The organism is Microbacterium esteraromaticum, assembly GCF_014084045.1.
Taxonomy (GTDB): Bacteria; Actinomycetota; Actinomycetes; order Actinomycetales; family Microbacteriaceae; genus Microbacterium; species Microbacterium esteraromaticum_D.
Genome location: NZ_CP043732.1, coordinates 132,460 through 154,831, shown reverse-complemented (window position 1 = coordinate 154,831; position 22,372 = coordinate 132,460). Strand labels below are relative to the sequence as shown.

The following is a 22,372-nucleotide window of genomic DNA, read 5'->3' as shown; positions in this document are numbered from 1 at the left end:
GAGATGCGGCGCATCACGAAGGAGTTCCCTGGCGTCAAAGCGCTCTCCGACGTCTCGATCACCGTGCGCACCGCCGAGGTGCACGCCATCTGCGGCGAGAACGGCGCGGGCAAGTCCACGCTGATGAAGGTCCTCTCCGGGGTGTACCCGTTCGGCACCTACGACGGCGACATCGTGCTGTACGGCGAAGAGCAGCGCTTCAAGGACATCGCGGCCAGCGAGAGCGCCGGCATCGTGATCATCCACCAGGAGCTCGCGCTCATCCCCGAGCTGTCCATCACCGAGAACATCTTCCTCGGCAACGAGATCCGCCGGTTCGGTGCGATCGACTGGCAGGCGCAGAAGCAGCGCGCAGTCGAGCTGCTCGCGCGGGTCGGCCTGAACGAGGACCCGGACGTGGCGATCAAGCACCTCGGCGTCGGAAAGCAGCAGCTCATCGAGATCGCCAAGGCGCTCAACAAGGACGTCAAGCTGCTGATCCTCGACGAGCCGACGGCTGCGCTCAACGAGAACGACTCGCAGCACCTGCTCGACCTGATCCTCGGCCTCAAGGCCAAGGGCATCACGTCGATCATCATCAGTCACAAGCTCAACGAGATCGAGCAGATCGCCGACGAGATCACGATCATCCGCGACGGCCGCACCATCGAGACGCTCGACGTCTCGCGCGGTGAGATCAATGAGGACCGCATCATCCAGGGCATGGTCGGCCGCTCGCTCGAGAGCCGCTACCCCGACCGCACACCCGAGATCGGGGAGGTGTTCTTCGAGGTCAGGGACTGGTGGGTGCAGCACCCCACCGTCTCCGAGCGCATGGTCGTGAAGGGGTCCAGCATCGAGGTGCGCCGTGGTGAGGTGGTGGGCATCGCCGGCCTCATGGGCGCAGGTCGCACCGAATTCGCGATGAGCATCTTCGGCCGCTCATACGGGCTCTTCCAGTCGGGAACGCTCATCAAGGACGGTCGTGAGGTCGCACTCCCCGATGTGGCATCGGCGATCAAGCACGGGCTCGCCTACGTCAGCGAGGACCGCAAAGTTCTCGGCCTCAACCTGCTCGACACCATCAAGCGCTCGATCGTGGCGGCGAAGCTGTCGAAGATCGCGACTCGCGGCGTCGTCGACGAGCGCCAGGAGTTCGCCACCGCCGAGCGGTACCGCAAGGCGCTGCGCATCAAGACGCCCTCGGTCGAGGAGGGGGTCGGCAAGCTGTCGGGCGGCAACCAGCAGAAGGTCGTCCTCGCCAAGTGGATGTTCACCGACCCCGACCTGCTGATCCTCGACGAGCCCACCAGAGGCATCGATGTCGGGGCGAAGTACGAGATCTACTCGATCATCAACGAGCTCGCGGCGCAGGGGAAGGGAGTCATCGTCATCTCCAGCGAGCTCCCCGAGCTGCTCGGCATCTCCGACCGCATCTACACCGTCTTCGAGGGACGCGTCACCGACTGCATCCCCTCCGACCAGGCCACCCCGGAGGCGCTCATGCGAAGCATGACCTCCGCTACCCAGAGAGCACAGGCATGAGCGAAACGACCACTGAGCGACGCGGCTTCCACCTCGGCGACATCAGGAAGATGTTCGGCGGCGGCGGCCGCTCGGCGCTGCGGCAGTTCGGCATCCTCGGCAGCCTCATCGTCATCCTGATCTTCTTCCAGATCTGGACCTTCATCGCCAAGGGCCAGGGCCTCACCCTCTCGCCGGGCAACCTGATCAACGTCGTCAACCAGTACTCGTACATCCTGATCCTGGCGATCGGCATGGTGATGGTAATCATCATGGGCCACATCGACCTGTCGGTCGGCTCGGTCGCCGCGTTCACCGGCATCATCGTCGCCAAGGCGATGGCGGAGTGGAACGTGCCGTGGTGGGGCGGGATCCTGCTCGGCCTCGGGGTCGGGGTGCTCGTGGGCGCCTGGCACGGCGTGTGGGTCGCCTACGTCGGCGTGCCAGCGTTCATCGTGACTCTCGCCGGCATGCTCTTCTTCCGCGGCGCGAACCAGTGGATCGGCCAGTCGACGACGGTGCCGGTGCCGAAGGAGTTCACCTACATCGGCGCCGGATACCTGCCCGAGGTCGCGGTGCCGCTGCCGTTCAACGTGCCGACCATGATCCTGGCCGTCATCGGCGTCGCATGGATCGTCTTCCACGAGATCTGGACCCGCCGGGCCCAGCAGCGGATGGGCTCGGAGATGGCGCCCGGCTGGGTCAGCGCGACAAAGGTCGCCCTGCTCTCGGTGATCATCCTGCTGGCCGGATGGCAGTTCGCCACGGGGCGCGAGGGCACCAGCTTCCCTGTGTCGGGGGTCATCCTCCTCGTCCTCGTGATCGTGTACAGCTTCATCACGAACAACACGGTGTTCGGCCGGCACATCTACGCGGTCGGCGGCAACCGTCAGGCCGCACGCCTCTCGGGCGTCAAGGACCGCTGGGTCGACTTCTTCGTGATCATGAACATGTCGGTGCTCGCCTCGCTCGCCGGAATGCTCTATGTGGCACGCGCCACGGCATCCGGTCCGCAGGACGGCAACGGCTGGGAGCTCGACGCCATCGCCTCGGTCTTCATCGGCGGCGCGGCGGTGTCTGGCGGCATCGGAACCGTCATCGGCTCGATCATCGGCGGATTCGTGATGGCGTTCCTCAACAACGGGCTCGCGCTGCTCGGCTTCGGAGCCGACGTGGTCGCCATGATCAAGGGCCTCGTGCTGCTCGTCGCGGTCGGCATCGACGTGTGGAACAAGCAGCAGGGCCGCCCGTCGGTCATCGGCTTCCTCACCCGTCGGTTCGCGCGCCGCGAACCGGAGCCGTTCCCCGCGCTCGCCACGACACCCGACTCCGGCAAGAAGTAACTCACACCCTCACCGCAGAACACCAGAGAAAGAGATCACATGAAGAAGATCATCCTGACGGCGACAGCGATCGTCGCCGCCGGCGCATTCATGCTCACCGGCTGCTCGTCCGAGCGCGGCGGCACCCCCGCCGACGGCGGCGACTCCGCCGAGGCCGCCGGCTTCCCGGCAGACGCCACGATCGGCGTCGCCCTGCCCGACAAGACCAGCGAGAACTGGGTGCTGGCGGGCAAGCTGTTCACCGACGGCCTCGAGAAGGCCGGATTCAAGGCCGATGTGCAGTACGCACCCGCGTCGAACACGGTCGCCGAGCAGCAGAACCAGATCCAGGCGATGGTCACCGGCGGCGCGAAGGTCATCATCATCGGTGCGAAGGACGGCAAGCAGCTCACCACGCAGGTGCAGGCCGCCAAGGACGCCGGCGCCTACGTGATCGCCTACGACCGCCTGATCGAGAACACCGAGGCGGTCGACTACTACGTCGCCTTCGACAACTTCAAGGTCGGCCAGCTGCAGGGCCAGGCCCTGCTCGACGGCCTGGCGGCGAACGCGGGTCACGAGGCGCCGTACAACATCGAGCTCTTCTCGGGCTCGCCGGACGACGCGAACTCCGCCGTCTTCTTCAACGGCGCGATGGATGTGCTGCAGCCGAAGATCGACGACGGCACGCTGAAGGTGCTCTCGGGCCAGACCGAGATCGCACAGACGGCGACCGACGGGTGGAAGGCCGAGAACGCACAGCGTCGGATGGACTCCATCCTCACCTCGACCTACAGCTCGGCGGCGCTCGACGGCGTGCTCTCGCCCAACGACACCCTGGCCCGTGCGGTCATCACGTCGGTGCAGCAGGCGGGCAAGCCCGTGCCGGTCGTGACCGGGCAGGACTCCGAGGTCGAGTCGGTCAAGTCGATCATGGACGGCGTGCAGTACTCCACGATCAACAAGGACACCACTCTGCTCGTGGAGCAGGCCATCAAGATGGTCGGCCAGCTGCAGAAGGGCGATGACGCCGAGGTCAACGACACCGAGCAGTACGACAACGGCGTGAAGGTCGTCCCCGCGTATCTGCTCGACCCGGTGATCGTCACCAAGGAGAACGCCGAGGAGGCGTACGCCAACGTCCCGAGCCTGCTCGAGATCGTCAAGTCGTACCAGTAATCGCGCTCTGCGCCGCGGCGGGCCGTACGGGATGATCCCGTGCGGCCCGTTCGCGCGCGGCGGCCATGTCTCTGTGAGGATGGAGTGATGGCTGCGCAGAAGAACTGGCGGATGCGGCTGGTCGAGGCGATCCGCGTCGACGCCGCGTCGAGGCCGGAGACCCAGGCGATCCTGTCTGTCGACGAGCTGTACGCCCGTCGCGTGATCGAGCTCGCGATGCGCATCGCCGAGGCGCTCATCGCAGTCGGCGCGGCGGCGAACGAGGTGGTGCTCTCCGCCACCCGCGTGGCCGCGGCGCTCGGCATCCGTCCGGTGCACGTCGACATCACCTTCAACTCCATCGCGGTCTCGTACCAGGGCGGCGAATCCGACCCGCCGTTCACGGCGATCCGGGTGGTGCGGGCTCCCGTGCCCGACCACGCGAAGCTGCAGCGGCTGCAGGCGCTCGTGGTCGACATCGAGGCAGGCCTCCCGCTGCCGGAGGCTCGCGTGCGCTTCCATGCCATCAGGCGCATGCCCTTCCGGTACCGGCCGACGGTCATCGTGCTCGCGCAGGGGCTGCTCGCCGTCGGGGTGTGCCTGCTGTACGGCGCCTCGTGGGTGACCGCGCTGATCGCCTTCCTCGCCGCGTGCGGTGCCGCGCTCACGCAGCGATGGATGGCCAGGATGCATGTGCCCTTCTTCTTCTCGCAGGCGGCAGGCGCCCTCGTCGTCACGGCGTTCGCCGCCGCGACCAACGCACTGCGCACCCAGGGGGTGCCGCTGTTCGAAGAGGCGAGCATCCCGGTGATCGTCGCGGCGGGGATCGTGCTCATGCTCGCCGGGATGTCGGTGGTGGGAGCCGCGCAGGACGCGATCGACGGCTTTGCGCTCACGGCAGGCGGGCGCATCCTCGACCTGGCGCTGCTCACGCTCGGCGTCGTCATCGGCATCGTCGGCGGGGTGGCGCTCGCGCAGCGCATGGGCGTCGGGTTCTCGCTGTCCACCGAACCTCCGGCGCTCGGGCCCGGGGCGATGCAGGTGGCGGGCGTCGTGCTGATCGCGGTCACCGTCGCGGTGTGGAACGGTGCGACCTCGCGCACCATACTCGTCTCGGCCGTGCTCGGCGCGATCGCCTGGGGCGGGTTCAGCGCTGCGGCGGCCGGCGGGTTCGGCGTGCCGATCGCCAGTGCCGCCGGCGCCCTGATCGCGAGCTTCGTCGGCACCCTCGTCGCGCATCGTCTGCACGTGCCATCGATCGCGGTCACCACTGCCGCGATCGTCCCGATGGTGCCGGGGTCCGTCGTCTACCGCGGTCTGCTGGGGATCGTCGAGGCGGAGGACGACCCGATCGGCCTCATCCTGGGCTTCGCCGATCTGCTGCAGGCGGGCGCGGTCGGTCTCGCCCTGGCATCCGGGGCATCCCTCGGCCTCGTGCTCGGCGCCCCGGTGCGCGACACCCTGCAGAGCGTCGTGCGCCGCCGCGGCCGCATCCGCTGAGCACCGCAGGTCATCCTGCCCGGCACGGCTGCCATAGGCTGATCTGATGCGGAGTCCGGCCGACGAGCGTGCACAATGGTGCGCCTCGATCCGCTCGGCGATGAACGAAGCGGTCCAGGCCACTGCGCCGGTGACGATCTCGACGTGGATGCTGCTCGAGCATGCGGGCCCGTGGCCGGTGCGCGGATTTCCGGACGACCTCGATGAGGCGACGCGGCGCGTGCTGGAATCGGCCGAGGCACGCGGAGTGCGCGTGCAGCTCATCCGTCGCGTGCGCGAGCGCCGACGCACCCTTCGCACGGTCGTCGTGGCCGGCCGCGGCGGCGAGCGCGGGTGGGCGGAGCGGCGCGAGATGGCCGACCTCGCCGAGCTGGCGGCGCTCGACCTCGATGCGCTCGCCGCGGGGACCCCTCCGGGATTCGGCGAGGCCGTGGCCGCGGCCGAGCCCGTCGTGCTGGTGTGCACGCACGGCCGCCGCGACGTGTGCTGCGCGCGTCTCGGGCGTCCGGTCGCGGTGAGGCTGGATGCGGCGCTGCCTGGACAGGTGTGGGAGACCACGCACATCGGCGGCGACCGCTTCGCCGCGAACGTCGTCACTCTGCCTGGCGGGAACTACCACGGTGGGCTCACGTCCGATGACGCGCCGCGCATGGCTGCCGCTGTGCGGGCCGGGGAGCTGGTGCTGGATCGCTGGCGCGGCGAGTGCGGGATGCCCGCGGAAGAGCAGGCGGCCGCGTACTTCGTGCGGGCGGAGCTGGACGAGCCGCGGGTCGGCGCGGTGCGGGCCGTTCCGCTCACGACCGACGCGCTGACCTCGCCGGCTCGGCCGGAGGCCGATGTCCGCGTCGTGGCGGGCGGTCCTGGGGAGTCGGTCGTGCGGGTGCGGCGCGTCGCGCTCGATCCCCGCAGGACGTCGTGCGCCGAGGGCGGCACCATCGGCGCGCCGGCGGCATACGAGCTGGTGTCGCTGCGACGGACACCGGGATCGACCGCGGCGCCGGCGGCGCCGGCGGCGCAGGGGAGCGAGAGCGGCTAGGGCAGTCCGAGCGGAAGGACGTGAGCAGTGCCTCCGTCGGGGTCGTCGACCAGTGCCGCGCGGATGCCGAACACCTCGCGCAGGACGTCAGGGGTGATCACATCGGCCGGGGCGCCGGCGTGCACGACCCGGCCGTCCCGCATCGCGACGACGCGGTCCGAGTAGCGCGCGGCGAGGGAGATGTCGTGCAGCACCATCACCACGGTGTTGCCGTGCTCGACGTTCAGCGCGCGCACGAGCTCCAGGACCTCGAGCTGGTGCGCCACGTCGAGGTAGGTGGTCGGCTCGTCCAGCAGCATCGTGCCTGTCTGCTGGGCGAGGGTCATCGAGATCCATGCCCGCTGGCGCTGGCCGCCCGACAGCTCGTCCACCAGCCTGTCCTCCGAGCCCGCCAGGCCCGTCGCGGCGATCGCCGCACGGACGATGCGCTCGTCCTCGGGCGAGAACCGGTCGTACCAGCGCTGGTGCGGATGCCGGCCGCGGGCCACCAGCTCGAGCACGGTCAGTCCGCCCGGCGCGACCGGAGCCTGCGGCAGCATCGACACCCGGCGGGCGATGTCGCGCCGGCCCAGCTCGTGCAGCGGGATGCCGTCGAGCAGCACCTGTCCCGACCGTGCGGGGAGCAGGCGGGCGAGCCCGCGCAGCAGAGTGGACTTCCCGCAGCCGTTCGGGCCGATCACGGCCGTGATGCCGCCGGCGGGGATCTGCAGATCGAGGCTGTCGACGACGGTGCGGCCGTCGTATGCGAGGGTGAGGCCGACGGCCTCGAGCCGGATGCCGGTCATGCCGCGGTCCTCCGTCGGGTGCTGATGATGAGCCAGATCAGGTAGGGGACGCCGACCAGTGCGGTGCCGACCCCCGCCGGCAGGGGGATCGGGAAGAGCCGCGAGGTGATGATGTCGGCGACGATCAGCAGCAGGGCTCCGACGCATGCGCTCGTCCAGGGCGAGGGCGTCGGGGTGCGCGCGGCGAGGCGGGCGATCTGCGGGGCGGCGAGCGCAATGAACGACAGCGGACCCGCGACGAGCGCGGCGAGCGAGGCGAGCAGCACGGCGACGGCGAGCGCGATGAGTCGCACGGCGCCGAGCCGCACACCCAGTCCGGTCGCGGTGAGCTCGTCCATCGCGGCCAGGCGCAGTCCCTGCGAGAGCAGCGCACCGCACACAAGCAGCACGACGATGCCGGTCACGCTCGGCGCGATCGCGCTCCACTCCCGACCGTTCAGCGAGCCGCTCATCCAGGTGGTCGCGATGGCTGCGTTGGTCACGTCGCCCAGGGTGAGCAGCCAGGTGGTCAGGCTCGTCGCGAGCCAGGACACGCCGATGCCGGCGAGAACCGTGCGCTGCACGTCGATGCCGCCGCGCCAGCCGAGCGCGCACGTGATCGTCGCCGCCACCAGGCCGCAGCCGAGCGCCGCGAGCGGCATCGCGACCGTGGCGGCCATGCCGGCCGCGCCGCCAGAGACACCGCCGGAGAGCACGAGCACAGCGACCGCGCCGAGCGCGGCGCCGGAGGTCACGCCGAGCACGTCCGGGCTGGCCAGCGGGTTGCGGGCGATGGTCTGGGTGATGGCACCCGACATGCCGAGGGCGAGCCCCGCAGCCAGGGCGGCCGCGACCCGTGGCAGGCGGATGCCCTGGACGATCAGCACCGTTCCGCCGTCGCCGGCGCCGAACACTGCGGCGAGGACGTCGCCCAGCGGGATGAGAGTGCTTCCCAGGGCGAGGTGCACGGCGGCGGCCAGCAGGACGAGCAGGGTCAGCCCGCCTGCCACGGCGATCGCGCGGGGTCGGACCAGGGCAGAGAACACGCCGGCGCGCAGCACCGTGAGCGCCCGCGAGCGGGGGGCCCGCTCCATGGTGCCCGCAGCTCCGATGCCGTCGGTCCCCGCGGCGGCATCGGAGGATCCGGTGGTCGCGCTGCCCGTCGTGGCGCGGATCGTCGTGGCGTCCCTGCTCACAGCGTCGCCGTCCGTCGGGAGCGCGCGATCGCCACGAACAGCGGCGCGCCGACCACGGCGAGGACGACCGTGACCGACAGCTCTCCCGGCCGCGCGACGACGCGTCCGATGACGTCGGCGACGAGCAGCACCGAGCCGCCGAGCAGGGCGCCGGCGGCGATCTGCCAGCGGTAGTCGGGCCCGACCAGCATCCGAGCCAGGTGCGGCACCACGAGACCGGCGAAGGCGATCGGGCCCGCGAGCACGACGGCGGCTCCGGCGAGCAGCGCGATGGCGGCGATGCCCACGGTCCTCGCCTTCCACGGCGCCTGGCCGAGGGCGGCTGCGGTGTCGTCGCCCAGGGCGAGGGCGTTGAGCGAGCGGGCGTTGAGCACGGCCAGCAGGAGGCCGATGGCGATGAACGGCCACACGACGCCGAGCGCGCCCGTGCGCATCGAGAGCGATCCGACCTGCCAGAAGCGCAGGTCGTCCAGCGATCGCAGGTCCAGCAGCGAGATGGCGGTGACGAGCGCGGACGCCAGGGCGGAGATCGCGACGCCGGAGAGCACGAACGCCATGGTGCCGGAGCGTCCGCCGGCGGTGCGCGCGAGCGCGAACACCAGGACGGTGGCGGCGAGCGCGCCGGCGAACGCGAACAGCGCCTCGGCGAGGCCGGACGGGTTCAGGCCGAGCGCGGTGGTGAGGACGATCGCAAGCGCCGCGCCCTGGTAGACGCCGAGCAGCCCCGGGTCCGCGACCGGATTGCGGGTGTGGCCCTGGGCGAGCGTGCCTGCGACGCCGAGGCAGGCGCCCACCACGACGCCGAGGATGGTGCGGGGCAGCCGCAGGCCGAGGATCGTCACGTCGGCGTCGCTGCCGGTCGGCGCGAACAGGGCGCCGAACAGTTCGGAGGGGGAGGTGACCCGGCTGCCGACGGCGAGGCTGAGCAGCATCGCGGCGACGAGGGCCGCAGCGCCGAGCAGCATCACGCGCCACGGTGTCCGTGTTGTCACGAAGGTAAGCCTAACCTATAAACTGATCGCGCTCGTCCCGTCGAGCGTCTCCCTTCATCCCCTCAGAGGAGTCCTTTCATGACCCCGTCCGCCTCCGCACGCCTGCGGCGCGCATCCGCCGTCGCCGGCGCTCTCGCCCTCGCCGCCTCGCTCAGCGCCTGCGCGGCATCCGCCGAACCTGCGCAGTCGCCCGAGACCTCCGCCCAGAGCGCCGACTTCCCCGTCACGATCACCCACGCCATGGGGGAGACGGTGATCCCCGAGCAGCCGAAGCGCGTGGTCGCGCTCGACCCGAGCTACTCCGATGCGGCTCTGCTGCTCGACGCGGAGCTCGTCGGCTACGTCGACTACAGGCAGGACGCGGAGCAGCCGTTCGCCGACTACCTCGGCGACGTCACCGAGGCCACTGCGGACTCGGTCAGCGTCGGCAGCATCGCCGAGCCCGACCTCGAGGCGATCGCCGCGCTCAAGCCCGACCTGATCATCTCGGCCAAGGTGCGCCAGGAGGCGCTCTATCCGCAGCTGTCGCAGATCGCGCCCACCGTGTTCAGTGAGAGCACCGGCCCGACCTGGAAGGAGAACGTCGTGCTGCTCGGCGAGGCGCTGGGCAAGAAGGAGAAGGCCGAGAAGGCCGTCGCCGCCTACGAGGAGCGCGCCGCCGCTGTGGGCGAGGCGATCCTCGCCGAGAACCCCGACCTGTCGGTCACCCTGATCCGCTTCAGCGGCGGCGACACCGCGCGGCTGTACTCGAGCGACTCGTTCATCGGCGAGATCCTCACCGACATGGGCCTGCCCCGACCGGAGTCCGCTCCCGACACCACCGAGTCGATCTTCGTCGACATCTCGCCCGAGAACATCCTCGACGTCGACTCGGGCCTGATCCTCGTCAGCACGTGGGCGCCGGAGGGCGCCGAAGGAGATGCGTCCCGCGCGCAGCGCGAGCAGTTCCAGTCGAACCCGCTGTGGGACCGCCTCGCCGGCGAGAAGCTCGAGGTCGACGACGCGACGTTCCTCGCGTCGGTGTCCATCCAGGGCGCCGACGAGGTGATCACGACGCTCGCCGAGCACTTCGGCGTCGACCCGCAGGAGGACTGAGACCCTCCCGCGGAGACCGGCCTGCGCGCAGGCCGGTCTCCGCGGTCTAGCCTTGATACGACATGGCACATCTTCTCGGGCCGAAGGGCTCCACCTCGAGTTCCCCACCCGCGTCGTCTTCGACTCCGTCACCCTCGGCATCGAGGAGGGCGACCGCATCGGCATCGTCGGACGCAACGGCGACGGCAAGTCGAGCCTGCTCGGCATGCTGGCTGGCCGGCGGGAGCCGGACGCGGGGCGCGTGACCGTCCGCGGGGGCACGACGATCGGCGTGCTCGATCAGGCGGACACGCTCGACGACGGCCTCACCGTGGGCAGTGCCGTGGTGGGTGACACCCCGAGCACGAGTGGGCGGGAGACGCGAAGGTCCGCGATGTCATCGCCGGCCTCGTCTCCGATCTCGACTGGGATGCCTCGGTGGCGTCCCTCAGCGGCGGGCAGCGCCGCCGTGTCTCGCTGGCAAGGCTCCTCGTCGGCGACTGGGACATCATCGCGCTGGACGAACCCACCAACCACCTCGACGTCGAGGCGATCACGTGGCTCGCCGCGCACCTCAAGGGGCGCTGGGCGAAGACCGCCGGCGCGCTGCTCGTCGTCACGCACGACCGCTGGTTCCTCGACGAGATCTGCACTGCCACGTGGGAGGTGCACGACCGCATCGTCGAGCCCTTCGAGGGCGGCTACGCGGCGTACATCCTGCAGCGCGTCGAGCGCGACCGGATGGCCGCGGCATCCGAGGCGAAGAGGCAGAACCTCGCCCGCAAGGAGCTCGCCTGGCTGCGTCGCGGAGCACCCGCGCGCACGAGCAAGCCGAAGTTCCGCATCGACGCGGCGAATGCGCTCATCGCCGATGTTCCCCCGATCCGCGATTCGGTCTCGCTGCAGTCGCTCGCCGTGTCGCGCCTGGGGAAAGACGTCGTCGATCTGCTGGATGCCGGCGTGACATACGGCGAGAAGACCGTTCTGAAGGATGTCGAGTGGCGCATCGCGCCGGGAGAGCGCACCGGGATCCTCGGCGTGAACGGAGCAGGCAAGTCCACCCTCCTGGGCCTGGTCGCCGGCAGCGTCGAGCCGACCAGCGGACGCGTCAAGCGCGGCAAGACCGTGCAGGTGCGAACCCTCACTCAGCGGATCGACGAGCTCGAGCAGCACTGGAACGATCCGGTTCGCACCGTGATCAGCGGTCTGCGCACCTCATACACCTTCGGCTCCGGCTCGAAGGCGGCGGAGCTCACGCCCGGCCAGCTGCTCGAGCGCCTCGGCTTCACCTCGGCGCAGCTCTCGACGCCGGTCAAGGACCTCTCGGGAGGGCAGCAGCGCCGGCTGCAGCTGCTGCTCGTGCTGCTCGACCAGCCGAACGTCCTGATCCTCGATGAGCCCACCAACGACATGGACACCGACATGCTCGCGGCGATCGAGGATCTCCTCGACTCGTGGCCGGGCACACTGCTCGTCGTCAGCCACGATCGGTACTTCCTCGAGCGGGTGACCGACCAGCAGTACGCCGTGCTGCGCGGGCACCTGCGGCACCTCCCGGGCGGCATCGACGAGTATCTGCGGCTGCGCGACCTCGAGAAGCGGGACCAGGATGAACCGCAGTCGTCGTCGGCCGCGGCGACGCCCGCGAGGGCATCCGGCCTGGAAGGCGCGGCGCGGCGCGCGGCCGAGAAGGAGCTCGCCGCGCTCGAGCGGCGGATGCAGAAGCTGAACGACCAGATCGACCGGGCACGGCACGCGCTCGCCGACCACGACCAATCCGACTACACCGGCCTCGGCGAGCGGATGCAGCAGATCCAGGCTCAGCAGGACGAGGTCGACGAGCTCGAGCTGCGCTGGTTCGAGCTGACAGAACAGCTCGACTGACGATCCGCATCGTGCGCGCTCAGCCGAGCGCGTACACGATCAGCAGCATCGTGACGACGAAGCCGCACGCGTAGTTGATCCAGAGGAAGTGCCGCCAGCCGCGATTGGCCGTGCCCGAGTCGGCGTCCGGCACCGAGCGGTACGGTGCCGCCGCCCACAGGTAGGGCAGTGCGAGCAGGGCGCCGAGCGCCCCCGGCCAGCCGGTGAGCAGCATCAGCACGCCGGCCGCAGCCCAGCACGCCAGAGCGACTCTCACGGTGCGCGCGGCCCCCAGCGCCGTCGCGATCGACGAGATGCCGCCCTCACGGTCGGGCACCACGTCCTGAACGGCGCCGAACGCGTGACTGGCGATGCCCCACAGGAAGAACGCGCTCAGCAGTGCGACGAGGCCGGGCGTGACGGCTCCACCGGCGAGTGCGAAGCCGAACACGGCGGGGCTGACGAAGTGGATGCTCGAGGTGACCGAGTCGAGCACGGGGATCTCCTTGAACCGGAACGGCGGCGCCGAATAGGCGATCACGGCGAACAGGCTGATCGCGAGCACGAGCCATGACAGGGGTGAGCCGAGCACGACGAGCACGATCACGAACGGCGCGCAGCTCAGCACGGCGGCCAGGAGCACCGTCCTGTGCCGGCGTGGGTCGAGCAGCGCCCCCTCGACGCCGCCCTTGCGGGGGTTCGCGAGATCCGACGCATAGTCGAACACGTCGTTGATCCCGTACATGGCGAGGTTGTACGGCACGAGGAAGAACAGCGTGCCGATCACCCAGCGCGCATCGATGCCGCCCGCGACGAGCAGATAGGCGGCGGCGAAGGGGTAGGCGGTGTTGATCCAGCTCAGCGGGCGGGAGGCAGCGAGGAGGTCACCGATCATCATCCGCTCCCTTCCTCCGCAGTCGCGACCAGAGCGCGGGAAGCAGGATCACCGCGGCGAGCGGGTACGCGAAGTCCTCGATCGGAGCCGCGCCGATCCGGATGCCCGATATGTGCGCACTCGAGTAGTCGAACAGTCCTACGGCGATCATCACATTGTCGAACACCGCGGTGAGCAGCACGAGCACGCCGGCAGCCACCGCGAGCGCAGTGGTCGATGGCATCCGGTCGCGTCGCCGGACGACCAGCGCGAGCACGAGCGCGGCGGCGAGGAACGCCGCGCACAGCAGCACGTAGCTCATGCGTCGCCCTTCCGGCTCCGCGCGGCGAGGGCCCTCTCGGCGCCGCACACGAGCACCATCGTAAGCTCGCACAGGAACAGCAGGAAGATCGGCTCCTCGAGCGGCAGCTCGGGGGCGAGCAGGATGCCGGTGGCGAACTCCCCGTCGTCGCGGAAGAAGATCCCGAGTCCGATGCCGGCGAGATCCCAGAGCAGGAAGAACGCCGTGCCGATGATCAGCACGACGCCCGCTGATCGAGGGTCGCGGCCGATGAACAGCCGATGACGCACGTCGAGCAGCACGACGCCGGCGAGCGACACGAGCAGGGCGATCAGGTATGCCGCGCTCACAGCGGCTCCGCCAGCGGCTCCGCCAGCGGACCTGCCGAGACGTCGCCGCGCAGTCTCTTGACGACGAGCTCGGCGCTGATCAGGCACATCGGCAGACCGATCCCCGGGATCGTGGTCGCGCCGGCGTAGAGCAGGCCGTCGACCTTCGACGACACATTCGCGCCGCGCAGGAGCGCACTCTGCCGCAGCGTGTGGGCGGGTCCCAGCGCCCCGCCGCGCCACGCGCCGAACTCGCGCTCGAAGTCGGCCGGGCCGATCGTGCGGCGCACGACGATCCGCTCGCGGAGGTCCGGGATGCCGCACCAGCCGGCGATCTGGTCGATCGCGGCGTCCGCCGCGCGCTCGACCCGATCATCTCCCGTGCCGTCGACTCCGCCCGCCCCGATGGACGTGTCGGCGGGCACCGGGATGAGCACGAACAGGTTCTCGTGCCCCTCGGGCGCCACGTCGTCGGTCGCGCTCGGGCGGCACACGTACAGCGATGCGGGGTCGGGGATGCGCGTGCCGTCCCCGCCTCGACCTCTGCCGTAGATCGCGTCGAAGCCCTCCTCCCACGCCTTCGTGAACAGCAGCGTGTGGTGGGCGAGCTCGGGCAGCTCGCCGCGCACCCCGAGCAGCGCGAGCACGGCGCCAGGACCGGGGTCGCGCCCCTGCCACCAGCGATCGGACCTGGTGCGATGCTCGGGTTCGAGCAGCTGCTGCTCGGTGACGTGCAGATCGGCGCTCGAGACCACGACGTCGGCAGGCAGGTGCTCACGTGTGCCGTCGGCGAGCTCGACCTCCACGCCCGTGGCGGCGCCGCCGTCGACGGTGATGCGGCGGGCAGGGCATCCGGTGCGGATCTCGACGCCCTCTGCAGCCGCCAGCCCGGCGATCGCGGCGATCACGGCGGCGAAGCCGCCGCGGGGATACAGCACGCCCTGTCCGACATCGAGATGGCTCATCAGGTGGTACATGCCCGGGGCGTTGGCGGGCGAGGTTCCCAGGAACACCGCCGGATAGCCGAGAACCTGCTGCACCCGCAGGTCCTGACTGTGCCGCCGGATGCGACGGTCGAGCGGCTCGGCGAGCAGCCGGGCCAGCGTCGGGAGCCCCCGCAGGGTGCGCGCGGTGAGCAGCGGCCGCAGCGACTCGTAGGTGCTGTACAGGAACGTCGAGGTGGCGAGATCGTACGTGTCGGCCGCCGACTCGAGGTACCGGTCCAGGTGCTGGGAGGCGTCGGGGTCGAGTGCGACCAGGGCATCCCGCGCCCCCTCGGCCGGCAGATCGAAGGGATGCTCGTCGCCCTCGAAGTACACCCGGTACGCCGGGTCGAGACGAACGAGGTCGAGCTGCTCGGCAGACGACGTGCCCAGCAGCCGGAAGAAGTGATCGAACACCTCTGGCATCAGGTACCACGACGGGCCGGTGTCGAAGCGGAAGCCCTCGGCCTCCCAGCTGCCGGCACGGCCGCCGAGCTCGCTCCGCGCCTCGACGAGCGTCACCTGCGCGCCCTCGCGGGCGAGCAGGGCGGCGGTCGCGAGACCCGAGATGCCTCCGCCGATGACGACGGCGCGCGTCATGCGGCCGTCCTTCCGGTCGCGACCCCGAGCAGGATGCCGAGTTTGCGTCCCAGCGGCACCGACACGCGCGTCGTGCGCAGGCGTGAGGCCGGCGTCTCGCGCAGCTGCTCGTTCAGCCGGCCGAAGAGCGCCGCCGCCGCCGTCGTCGCCCGGCGAGAGCCGCGGGGCAGCCGTTCGATGGCCGCGCGCGCGACGGCGAGGTCCCCGGCGATCTCGTCGACGACGGCCTGCTTCTCGCGATCGGTGAACGTGCGCGGGTCGAGCCCAGGGATGTACGAGCGGCCGAGGCGCCCGGAGTCATCGGCGAGATCGCGCAGGAAGTTGACCTTCTGGAAAGCGGCGCCCAGGCGGCGGGCGCCCTCTTCGAGCTCGTCGTCGATCACCATCCCCGGATGCTCGAGGGCGAACACACGCAGGCACATCGACCCGACCACCTCCGCCGAGCCGTGGATGTAGAGGTGGTACTGCTCTCTGTCGAAGCGGGGGTGAGGGGTGGCATCCATCCGCATCGACTCGAAGAACGGCCGCACGAGCTCGTCGCCGATGCCCGTGCGTCGTGCGGTGGCCGCGAAGGCGTGCACGACGAGGTTCGCGCTGAATCCGCTTCGGAGCGCCGTCAGGGTGTCGCTCTCGAGATCGTCGAGGATCCCGACCACCTGACTCCGGTCGAGACCGGCCTCGTCAGCCGGACCGTCGACGATCTCGTCGGCTACCCGCACGAGCGCGTACACATCGGCTATCCCGCCGCGGACCTCGCGGGGGAGGAGACGGCTCGCGTACCCGAACGAGGTCGAGTAGCGGCCGATGACATGTGCTGCGGCGGCGTGCGCCGTGCGCGTGTACAGGTCCAGGGCAGTGGGTGCCGTCATGACTGCCTCTCGGCGCATCTCTCGGCTATGTGCGCCAGCTCGGCGCGAAGCCCGGTGGGCAGCGGAGCGACGGCGATGGCGTGCAGCACATCGCGAAGCACCTCGTCGATGACCCGCTGCATCCGATCGACCGCGCCGCACGCCAGCAGCGCCGCGCGCAGCCTGTCGGCGTCGGCCGCATCGAGGGGCGCCTGGCCGAAGAGCGCACGGACGGCCTCCCATTCCGCGGTGCCCTCGGCGAAGGCGACGAGCATCGTTCGCTTGCCCTCGCGCAGATCGCCGATGACGCTCTTGCCCGTGCTGCTCTCGACGCCGAAGACGCCCAGCGCGTCGTCGCGCAGCTGGTACAGCAGCCCCAGGCGCGAGCCGATCCCGTCGAGCGCCTGCACGACCTGGTCGGTCGCTCCCGCCAGCAGGGCGCCGACCCGCAGGGGAGCCGCGAACGAGTACGCGGCCGTCTTCTGCTCGATCATCTGCAGGATGTCGTCGTGCGAGGCGTGCATGACACCCTTCGCGTAGCCGACGTCGGCGTGCTCGCCGGCGGCGGTCAGCATGAGGGCGTCGTCGATCGCCCGGTGCAGGGCGGCCGCAGCGGGATGCATGACGCGGGCGACGAGCACGTGCGCGCCGCTGATGAGCAGATCGCCGGCGAGCAGGGCCGAGGCCTCGCCCCACGCGGTGGCGGTGTGGGGGTCGAGCCCGTCGTCGAGGGCCGCTGCCGCGAAGCGGCCGGCGAGATTGGGCTGTCCCCTCCGCACGAGGTCGTGGTCGAGCACGTCGTCGTGCATGAGCAGAGCGGTGTGCAGCACCTCGAAGGCCGCGGCGGCGTGCAGCGCCGAGTCGTCCTCCACCCCGCCGAGCCGCTCGTGCGACAGGAGCAGCAGGCGCGGACGCAGGCGCTTGCCGCCCTGCGTGGCATCGGCCGCTCGGCGCCAGAGCTCGCCGTACCTGCCGCCCATGCGGTCGGCCCGTGCTATCCGGTCTGTGAAGAACCCGTCGATGATCTCGTCCAGCCGTGGATCGACGGCCGTCTCGAGTCTCATGCGACACTCCGCCAGGCGGTGGCGAGAATCGCCCCCGCTGTGGCCGACAGCTGCTGCGCCTGCAGCACGAGCCAGGGGCTGAACGCCCAGGGCGCGGCGGTCAGGGCCGCGGCGAGGTCGACGGGAGTCACCCAGCGCGCGTCCATCGCCTCGACGGGGTTCAGCACGGGCTCACCGACGGCGCGGGCGGTGTAGACGGGGCAGATCTCGTTCTCGACGACGCCGGAGGCGTCTGTCGCGCGGTAGCGGAAGTCTGCGAGTTCGAGCTGCAGGTCGGCGATCTCGAGTCCGAGCTCGTCGTGGGCGCGGCGATGCACGGCATCCGGTATCGCCTCGAACGGCCCGGGATGCCCGCAGAAGGCGTTGGTCCAGGTGCCGGGCCAGGCGCGCTTGCTCAGCGCCCTCCTGGTCAGCAGCAGCCGACCCTCGTCGTCGTGCACATGGCATGAGAAGGCGAGGTGCAGCGGGGTCGACTCGTGGTGCACGTCGTCCTTCCGTGCGACGCCGCAGGGGTTCCCGTCGTCGTCGAGAAGGATCACGCGCTCGGGGGAGTGGGTCACTTCGTCCTCCTGTGTGTTTCGCTAGACAGGCTAGCTTTCAACTGGGTAAATATCCAGAATGGTCGTAAAATCAACCGCATGGGGAAGGGAGATCCGGTGTCCTCGCCGCACGTGGTGATGCATGACCCGCGCCTGAACGACCCGGAGCAGCAGATCGTGCGCACCGCCGACCTCGCGCCCGGCGAGCTCGAGGGCGTGCTCGAGGTGCTCGACGCGATGCGGGCGTGGCGCGAGGCCGAGCGGCGCACCAGCGAGGCATCGCAGCGGTACATGAAGCTCGGCGCCACCGACATGAGGGCGCTGCGGATGCTGATCGCCGCGCAGCACCAGAGGTACGCCGTCACTCCGAGCGCCCTGGCCGGCCACCTCGGGATCTCCACAGCCTCCACGACCAAGATGCTCGATCGACTCGAGCGGGGCGGACACATCGTGCGGCGGCCTCACCCCGACGACCGCCGCAGCCTCGTGATCGAGGTGACCGAGGAGACCCGTGATGCCGCGCGCGCCACGGTCGGGCGCGAGCACGCGCGGCGCTTCGACGTGATCGCCGCCCTGAGCCCCGCGCACCGCCGCATCGTCGCCGACTTCTTCGACGCGATGACGGCCACCGCCCAGCGTGACGCTGTGTGACGAACCGATTCTGAGCGCACCCCAGGCGCCGCGTACGTTTTCGGAGTCCCCCACGAGAGGAAGAACCCGAAAATGTCCCGCCGCTTCACCACCCTCGCCGCCGCCGCAGCAGCGGTCGCACTCGTCACAGGCCTCGCCGGCTGCGCCTCCTCCGAGGCAGGCGCTCCCGGATCGGACGGTGCCGCCGACGACGTCGTCAAGATCGGCGTGGTCGGAAAGGGCGACCCGCAGTGGGCGGCGTTCGAGAAGGCCGCCGAAGCCGAGGGCATCGATGTCGAGATCATCGACTTCGGCTCGTACGAGCAGCCCAACCCCGCGCTCGCGGCGGGCGAGCTCGACCTCAACCAGTTCCAGCACATCGTGTACCTGGCGCAGTACAACGCCGCCAACGACGGCGACCTGCAGCCGATCGGCGCGACGGCGATCTACCCACTCGGTCTGTACTCCACGAAGCACGACGACGTGCAGGACATCCCGGAGGGCGGCACCGTCGTCGTACCGGACGACGCCTCGAACCAGGCCCGCGCCCTGCTCGTGCTGCAGTCGGCCGGCCTCATCGAGCTCAAGAGCGGCGGCACGATCGTCAGCGACATCGCCGACATCGACACCGAGAAGTCGAAGGTGAAGGTCACCGCTCTCGAGGCGGCGGTCATCCCGACCTCGCTGCCCGACGTCGACGCGGCCATCATCAACAACGACTTCGTGCAGGACGCCGGTCTCACCTTCGAGGACGCCATCGCCCAGGATGACCCGTCCGACCCGAACGCGCTGCCGTACGTCAACATCTTCGCCGCCCGTGCCGACGACGTCGAGAACGAGACGTACCAGAAGCTCGTCGAGATCTTCCAGACCGACGAGGACGTGCAGAAGGGCCTGCTCGAGGCATCCGGCGGCACCGGGGTGCCCCTGACCACCCCGGCGGCCGACCTGCAGGAGTCGCTGAAGAAGGTCCTCGAGGACACCGCCGGCTGATCAGGCTGAAAGGCGCTCAACGCGGAAGAATCGGGCGGCGCCGTCGTGCGCCGCCCGATTCCCGTGTCACAGGCGCCGGACGCATCCACCACCCCTATCCCGGAGCACACCATGGCCATCGTGAGCCTTCAGGGCGTCACCAAGACCTACCCCGGCCGCGGACGCGACAGCGCCGAGGTGACCGCGGTCGACGACGTCACCCTCGACATCGAGCAGGGTGACGTCTTCGGCATCATCGGCTACTCGGGCGCGGGCAAGTCGACGCTCGTGAGGCTGATCAACGCCCTCGAGCCGGCCACCGACGGCCGCATCGTCGTCGACGGCGTCGACATCACCACCCTTCGCGAACGCGAGCTGCGCGCCGTGCGCGGCGGGATCGGCATGATCTTCCAGCAGTTCAATCTCTTCTCGTCGAGAACGGTCAGGGCGAACGTCGCGTACCCCTTGAAGCTCGCCGGCTGGTCGAAGGCCGACATCGACGAGCGAGTGAGCGAGCTGCTGCGCTTCGTCGGTCTCTCCGACAAGGCGCGCGCCTATCCCGAGCAGCTCTCGGGCGGTCAGAAGCAGCGCGTCGGCATCGCGCGCGCCCTGGCCACGCGCCCGGCGATCCTGCTCGCAGACGAGGCGACCAGCGCGCTCGACCCGCAGACCACCCACGAGGTGCTCGAGCTGCTGGGCCGGGTCAACCGCGAGCAGGGCGTGACGATCGTCGTCATCACGCACGAGATGGACGTCATCCAGACCATCGCCACCAAGGTCGCCGTCATGGAGGGCGGCCGGGTGATCGAGCAGGGCGACGTGTTCGAGGTGTTCTCGCGCCCGCAGAACCCGGCGTCGCAGCGATTCGTCGGCACGGTGATCAAGGGCATCCCGTCTCCTGCCGAGCGCGCCGTGCTGCGCGAGCGGCACGATGGCCGATTGGTGACCTTCTCGTTCCGCGACGGCGACTCATCACAGGCGCAGGTCTTCCTCGACCTCGCCAGGGCCGGGCTCGACTTCGAGCTCGTGTACGGCGGCATCAACGACATCCGCGGCCGGGCGTTCGGGCACCTCACCCTGGCGATCAGGGGAGCGGAGGCCGATCTCGACGCCGCCCTTCAGACCATCCGTCGGCACGCCGACGTGACCGAGCTCGAGAACGAGGAGGTGCGCTGATGGATCGTCTCATCGAACTGGCGCCCGAGTTCTGGAAGGCAGCGGTCGAGACGCTGTACATGACGGCGTTCGCGCTGATCATGGCAGGCATCCTCGGCACGCTCATCGGCGTCGGTCTGTACACCACACGGCGCGGCGGACTGCTGCAGAACCGCGCCGTGAACGGCGTGCTCGAGCTGATGGTCAACTTCTTCAGGCCCATCCCCTTCGTCATCTTCATCGCCGCGATCTCGCAGCCGCTGTCGCGCTCGATCCTCGGGATCGGCATCGGGATCAACGCAGGGGCCTTCGGTATCGGCCTGGCGGCATCCTTCGCGATCGCCCGCATCGTCGAGCAGCACCTCGTCTCGGTGCCGCCGGGCATCATCGAGGCCGCGCGTGCGATGGGCGCGGGACCCTGGCGGATCCTGTTCACCGTGGTCATCCCCGAGTCCCTCGGCCCGCTGATCCTCGGCTACACGTTCGTGGTGGTGGCTCTCATCGACATGACGGCGATGGCCGGACTGATCGGCGGCGGCGGTCTCGGGGCGTTCGCCCAGATCTACGGCTTCCGGCAGTTCTCGCCGGTGGTCATGTGGGCCGCGATCATCCTGATCGTGCTGTTCGTGCACCTGGTGCAGCTGCTCGGCACCAAGCTGGCGCGCGTCGTCATGCGGCGCTGAGCCCAGCCGGGCGGCTCGAGTGCAGCAGGGCGGGCTCAGCCGCGCGGGGCCTCCTGCAGAGTCCGTCGGGTGACGAACTCGCGGGGCTCCCCGCTCAGCGGATCGGCGAAGCGCAGCTCGCGGGCGAGCAGCTGCAGCGGCTTGGTGAAGTCGTCCGGCGCCTCGGGCAGCAGGTCGGGGTAGAAGCCGTCGTTCAGGATGCCCGCGCCGAGCGAGGCCAGATGCACGCGCAGCTGGTGCATGCGGCCGGAGTGCGGGCGCAGCAGCGTGTGCACGACCCGGTCGTCTGAGCCGAGCAGCTCGATGAGCGTCTCGGAGTTCGGCTCACGGGTGTCGTCGACCTTCACGCATACGTGCGCGCGCAGCTTCTCGATGTGGTTGCGGTGGACGATCGGGAACGGGACGCCTGCGAGGGCGGGCGATGCGGGATCCCAGCCGTCGGGCAGCGCGGAGACCGCCTCATAGACCTTCTCGACCTGCCGGCGCTCGAACAGCAGCTGATACGCCCCGCGCGTCTGGGGCCGGGTCGAGAACATCAACAGCCCTGCGGTCGCCCTGTCGAGGCGGTGGATCGGGGTGAGCTCGGGGATGCCGAGCAGGTTGCGCAGTCGCACCAGCGAGGAGTTCTGCAGGTACTTCCCGCCCGGTGTGGTCGGCAGGAAGTGAGGCTTGTCCACCACGACGAGGTCGCGGTCCTGATGCAGCACCTCGATCTCGAACGGGATCCCCCGCTCCACCGGCGGCTCGCGGTAGTACCAGACGAACTCGTGGGCACCCAGCGGCGTCGAGCGCGTGAGCAGAGTGCCGTCGCGAGCGACGATCTCGCCGCGATCGAAGCGCGACAGCAGCCTCTCGGGCTCGAGGTGGAAGAAGCGCTCCGCCATGTACGCGCCGATCGTCGGCCAGGGGCCGGTCATCGGCAGGTGCAGCCGCGTGGCGCCGACGCCGTCTCGCACCGGCAGCGGGGAGGCCATCGCCATCAGCGA

At 70.1% G+C, this 22,372-nt stretch carries 21 protein-coding genes and 1 pseudogene; 11 read left to right on the top strand and 11 right to left on the bottom strand.

What is annotated here, in order from left to right:
* Positions 1–3 precede the first annotated feature (3 nt).
* From mmsA to FVO59_RS00740, 5 genes are all read left to right on the top strand, one after another.
* Positions 4–1,524 (top strand): multiple monosaccharide ABC transporter ATP-binding protein, encoded by a 1,521-nt coding sequence (gene mmsA / locus FVO59_RS00760; protein WP_182256396.1) that lies wholly within the window; start codon positions 4–6, stop codon positions 1,522–1,524.
* On the top strand, positions 1,521–2,846 hold the full coding sequence (mmsB, locus tag FVO59_RS00755) for a multiple monosaccharide ABC transporter permease (protein ID WP_182253693.1): 1,326 nt from the start codon (positions 1,521–1,523) through the stop codon (positions 2,844–2,846). Before mmsA ends, mmsB begins: the two co-directional genes overlap by 4 nt.
* A 39-nt stretch (positions 2,847–2,885) precedes the next feature.
* Entirely contained in the window at positions 2,886–4,004 is a 1,119-nt protein-coding gene (locus tag FVO59_RS00750) for a substrate-binding domain-containing protein (protein WP_182253691.1), read from the top strand.
* An 87-nt stretch (positions 4,005–4,091) separates the two neighbouring features.
* Complete coding sequence (locus FVO59_RS00745) at positions 4,092–5,483, top strand: threonine/serine exporter family protein (RefSeq protein ID WP_182253689.1); 1,392 nt, start codon at positions 4,092–4,094, stop codon at positions 5,481–5,483.
* A 46-nt stretch (positions 5,484–5,529) separates the two neighbouring features.
* A complete protein-coding gene (locus tag FVO59_RS00740; RefSeq protein WP_182253687.1) occupies positions 5,530–6,519 on the top strand; it encodes a sucrase ferredoxin in 990 nt (329 codons plus the stop codon).
* On the opposite strand, the gene FVO59_RS00735 is transcribed toward FVO59_RS00740, so the two are convergent.
* Genes FVO59_RS00735 through FVO59_RS00725 form a run of 3 tightly spaced genes read right to left on the bottom strand, consistent with a single transcriptional unit; the run spans position 6,516 to position 9,471 of the window.
* Positions 6,516–7,304 carry an ABC transporter ATP-binding protein gene (locus FVO59_RS00735; RefSeq protein ID WP_182253685.1) on the bottom strand — a complete coding sequence of 263 codons (789 nt, stop codon included), beginning with the start codon at positions 7,302–7,304 and terminating at the stop codon, positions 6,516–6,518. The genes FVO59_RS00740 and FVO59_RS00735 overlap by 4 nt on opposite strands.
* The gene (locus FVO59_RS00730; RefSeq protein WP_259363339.1) at positions 7,301–8,479 is read right to left on the bottom strand and encodes a FecCD family ABC transporter permease; all 1,179 of its coding nucleotides are present in this window, start codon (positions 8,477–8,479) and stop codon (positions 7,301–7,303) included. The genes FVO59_RS00735 and FVO59_RS00730 overlap by 4 nt, the downstream gene beginning before the upstream one ends.
* Positions 8,476–9,471, bottom strand: coding sequence for a FecCD family ABC transporter permease (locus FVO59_RS00725; protein ID WP_259363338.1), 996 nt, complete (start codon positions 9,469–9,471; stop codon positions 8,476–8,478). Before FVO59_RS00725 ends, FVO59_RS00730 begins: the two co-directional genes overlap by 4 nt.
* Positions 9,472–9,549: 78 nt before the next feature.
* Here FVO59_RS00725 and FVO59_RS00720 point away from each other — a divergent pair, with 78 nt between their 5' ends.
* Positions 9,550–10,566, top strand: coding sequence for an ABC transporter substrate-binding protein (locus FVO59_RS00720; protein WP_182253683.1), 1,017 nt, complete (start codon positions 9,550–9,552; stop codon positions 10,564–10,566).
* A gap of 62 nt (positions 10,567–10,628) precedes the next feature.
* A pseudogene (locus FVO59_RS16615) lies at positions 10,629–12,429 on the top strand (ABC-F family ATP-binding cassette domain-containing protein).
* A 19-nt stretch (positions 12,430–12,448) separates the two neighbouring features.
* Here the strand turns inward: FVO59_RS16615 and FVO59_RS00710 are convergent.
* The 7 genes from FVO59_RS00710 to idi are packed head-to-tail and all read right to left on the bottom strand — an operon-like array spanning position 12,449 to position 17,967.
* Positions 12,449–13,303, bottom strand: a complete 855-nt coding sequence (locus FVO59_RS00710) for a prenyltransferase (protein WP_182256390.1) — start codon at positions 13,301–13,303, stop codon at positions 12,449–12,451.
* Positions 13,293–13,604 carry a lycopene cyclase domain-containing protein gene (locus tag FVO59_RS00705; RefSeq protein ID WP_182253681.1) on the bottom strand — a complete coding sequence of 104 codons (312 nt, stop codon included), beginning with the start codon at positions 13,602–13,604 and terminating at the stop codon, positions 13,293–13,295. Before FVO59_RS00705 ends, FVO59_RS00710 begins: the two co-directional genes overlap by 11 nt.
* Positions 13,601–13,933, bottom strand: coding sequence for a lycopene cyclase domain-containing protein (locus FVO59_RS00700; RefSeq protein WP_182253679.1), 333 nt, complete (start codon positions 13,931–13,933; stop codon positions 13,601–13,603). The genes FVO59_RS00705 and FVO59_RS00700 overlap by 4 nt, the downstream gene beginning before the upstream one ends.
* Positions 13,930–15,495 carry a phytoene desaturase family protein gene (crtI, locus tag FVO59_RS00695; protein ID WP_182253677.1) on the bottom strand — a complete coding sequence of 522 codons (1,566 nt, stop codon included), beginning with the start codon at positions 15,493–15,495 and terminating at the stop codon, positions 13,930–13,932. Before crtI ends, FVO59_RS00700 begins: the two co-directional genes overlap by 4 nt.
* Positions 15,492–16,364, bottom strand: a complete 873-nt coding sequence (locus tag FVO59_RS00690) for a phytoene/squalene synthase family protein (RefSeq protein ID WP_259363336.1) — start codon at positions 16,362–16,364, stop codon at positions 15,492–15,494. Before FVO59_RS00690 ends, crtI begins: the two co-directional genes overlap by 4 nt.
* Positions 16,361–17,407, bottom strand: a complete 1,047-nt coding sequence (locus tag FVO59_RS00685) for a polyprenyl synthetase family protein (protein ID WP_182253674.1) — start codon at positions 17,405–17,407, stop codon at positions 16,361–16,363. Before FVO59_RS00685 ends, FVO59_RS00690 begins: the two co-directional genes overlap by 4 nt.
* Complete coding sequence (gene idi, locus FVO59_RS00680; RefSeq protein WP_182253673.1) at positions 17,404–17,967, bottom strand: isopentenyl-diphosphate Delta-isomerase; 564 nt, start codon at positions 17,965–17,967, stop codon at positions 17,404–17,406. Before idi ends, FVO59_RS00685 begins: the two co-directional genes overlap by 4 nt.
* 78 nt (positions 17,968–18,045) lie before the next feature.
* On the opposite strand from idi, the gene FVO59_RS00675 reads away from it, so the two are divergent.
* The 4 genes from FVO59_RS00675 (at position 18,046) to FVO59_RS00660 (ending at position 21,386) form a co-directional block, all read left to right on the top strand.
* The gene (locus FVO59_RS00675; RefSeq protein WP_259363335.1) at positions 18,046–18,597 is read left to right on the top strand and encodes a MarR family winged helix-turn-helix transcriptional regulator; all 552 of its coding nucleotides are present in this window, start codon (positions 18,046–18,048) and stop codon (positions 18,595–18,597) included.
* Positions 18,598–18,669: 72 nt separating this feature from the next.
* Positions 18,670–19,569: a MetQ/NlpA family ABC transporter substrate-binding protein gene (locus tag FVO59_RS00670; RefSeq protein ID WP_182253672.1), complete on the top strand. Its 900-nt coding sequence runs from the start codon at positions 18,670–18,672 to the stop codon at positions 19,567–19,569.
* Positions 19,570–19,680: 111 nt separating this feature from the next.
* Positions 19,681–20,724, top strand: a complete 1,044-nt coding sequence (locus FVO59_RS00665) for a methionine ABC transporter ATP-binding protein (protein ID WP_182253671.1) — start codon at positions 19,681–19,683, stop codon at positions 20,722–20,724.
* Positions 20,724–21,386, top strand: coding sequence for a methionine ABC transporter permease (locus tag FVO59_RS00660; protein ID WP_182253670.1), 663 nt, complete (start codon positions 20,724–20,726; stop codon positions 21,384–21,386). The genes FVO59_RS00665 and FVO59_RS00660 overlap by 1 nt, the downstream gene beginning before the upstream one ends.
* Positions 21,387–21,421: 35 nt before the next feature.
* On the opposite strand, the gene FVO59_RS00655 is transcribed toward FVO59_RS00660, so the two are convergent.
* Positions 21,422–22,360, bottom strand: coding sequence for a pseudouridine synthase (locus FVO59_RS00655; protein WP_220465714.1), 939 nt, complete (start codon positions 22,358–22,360; stop codon positions 21,422–21,424).
* Positions 22,361–22,372: the final 12 nt, after the last annotated feature.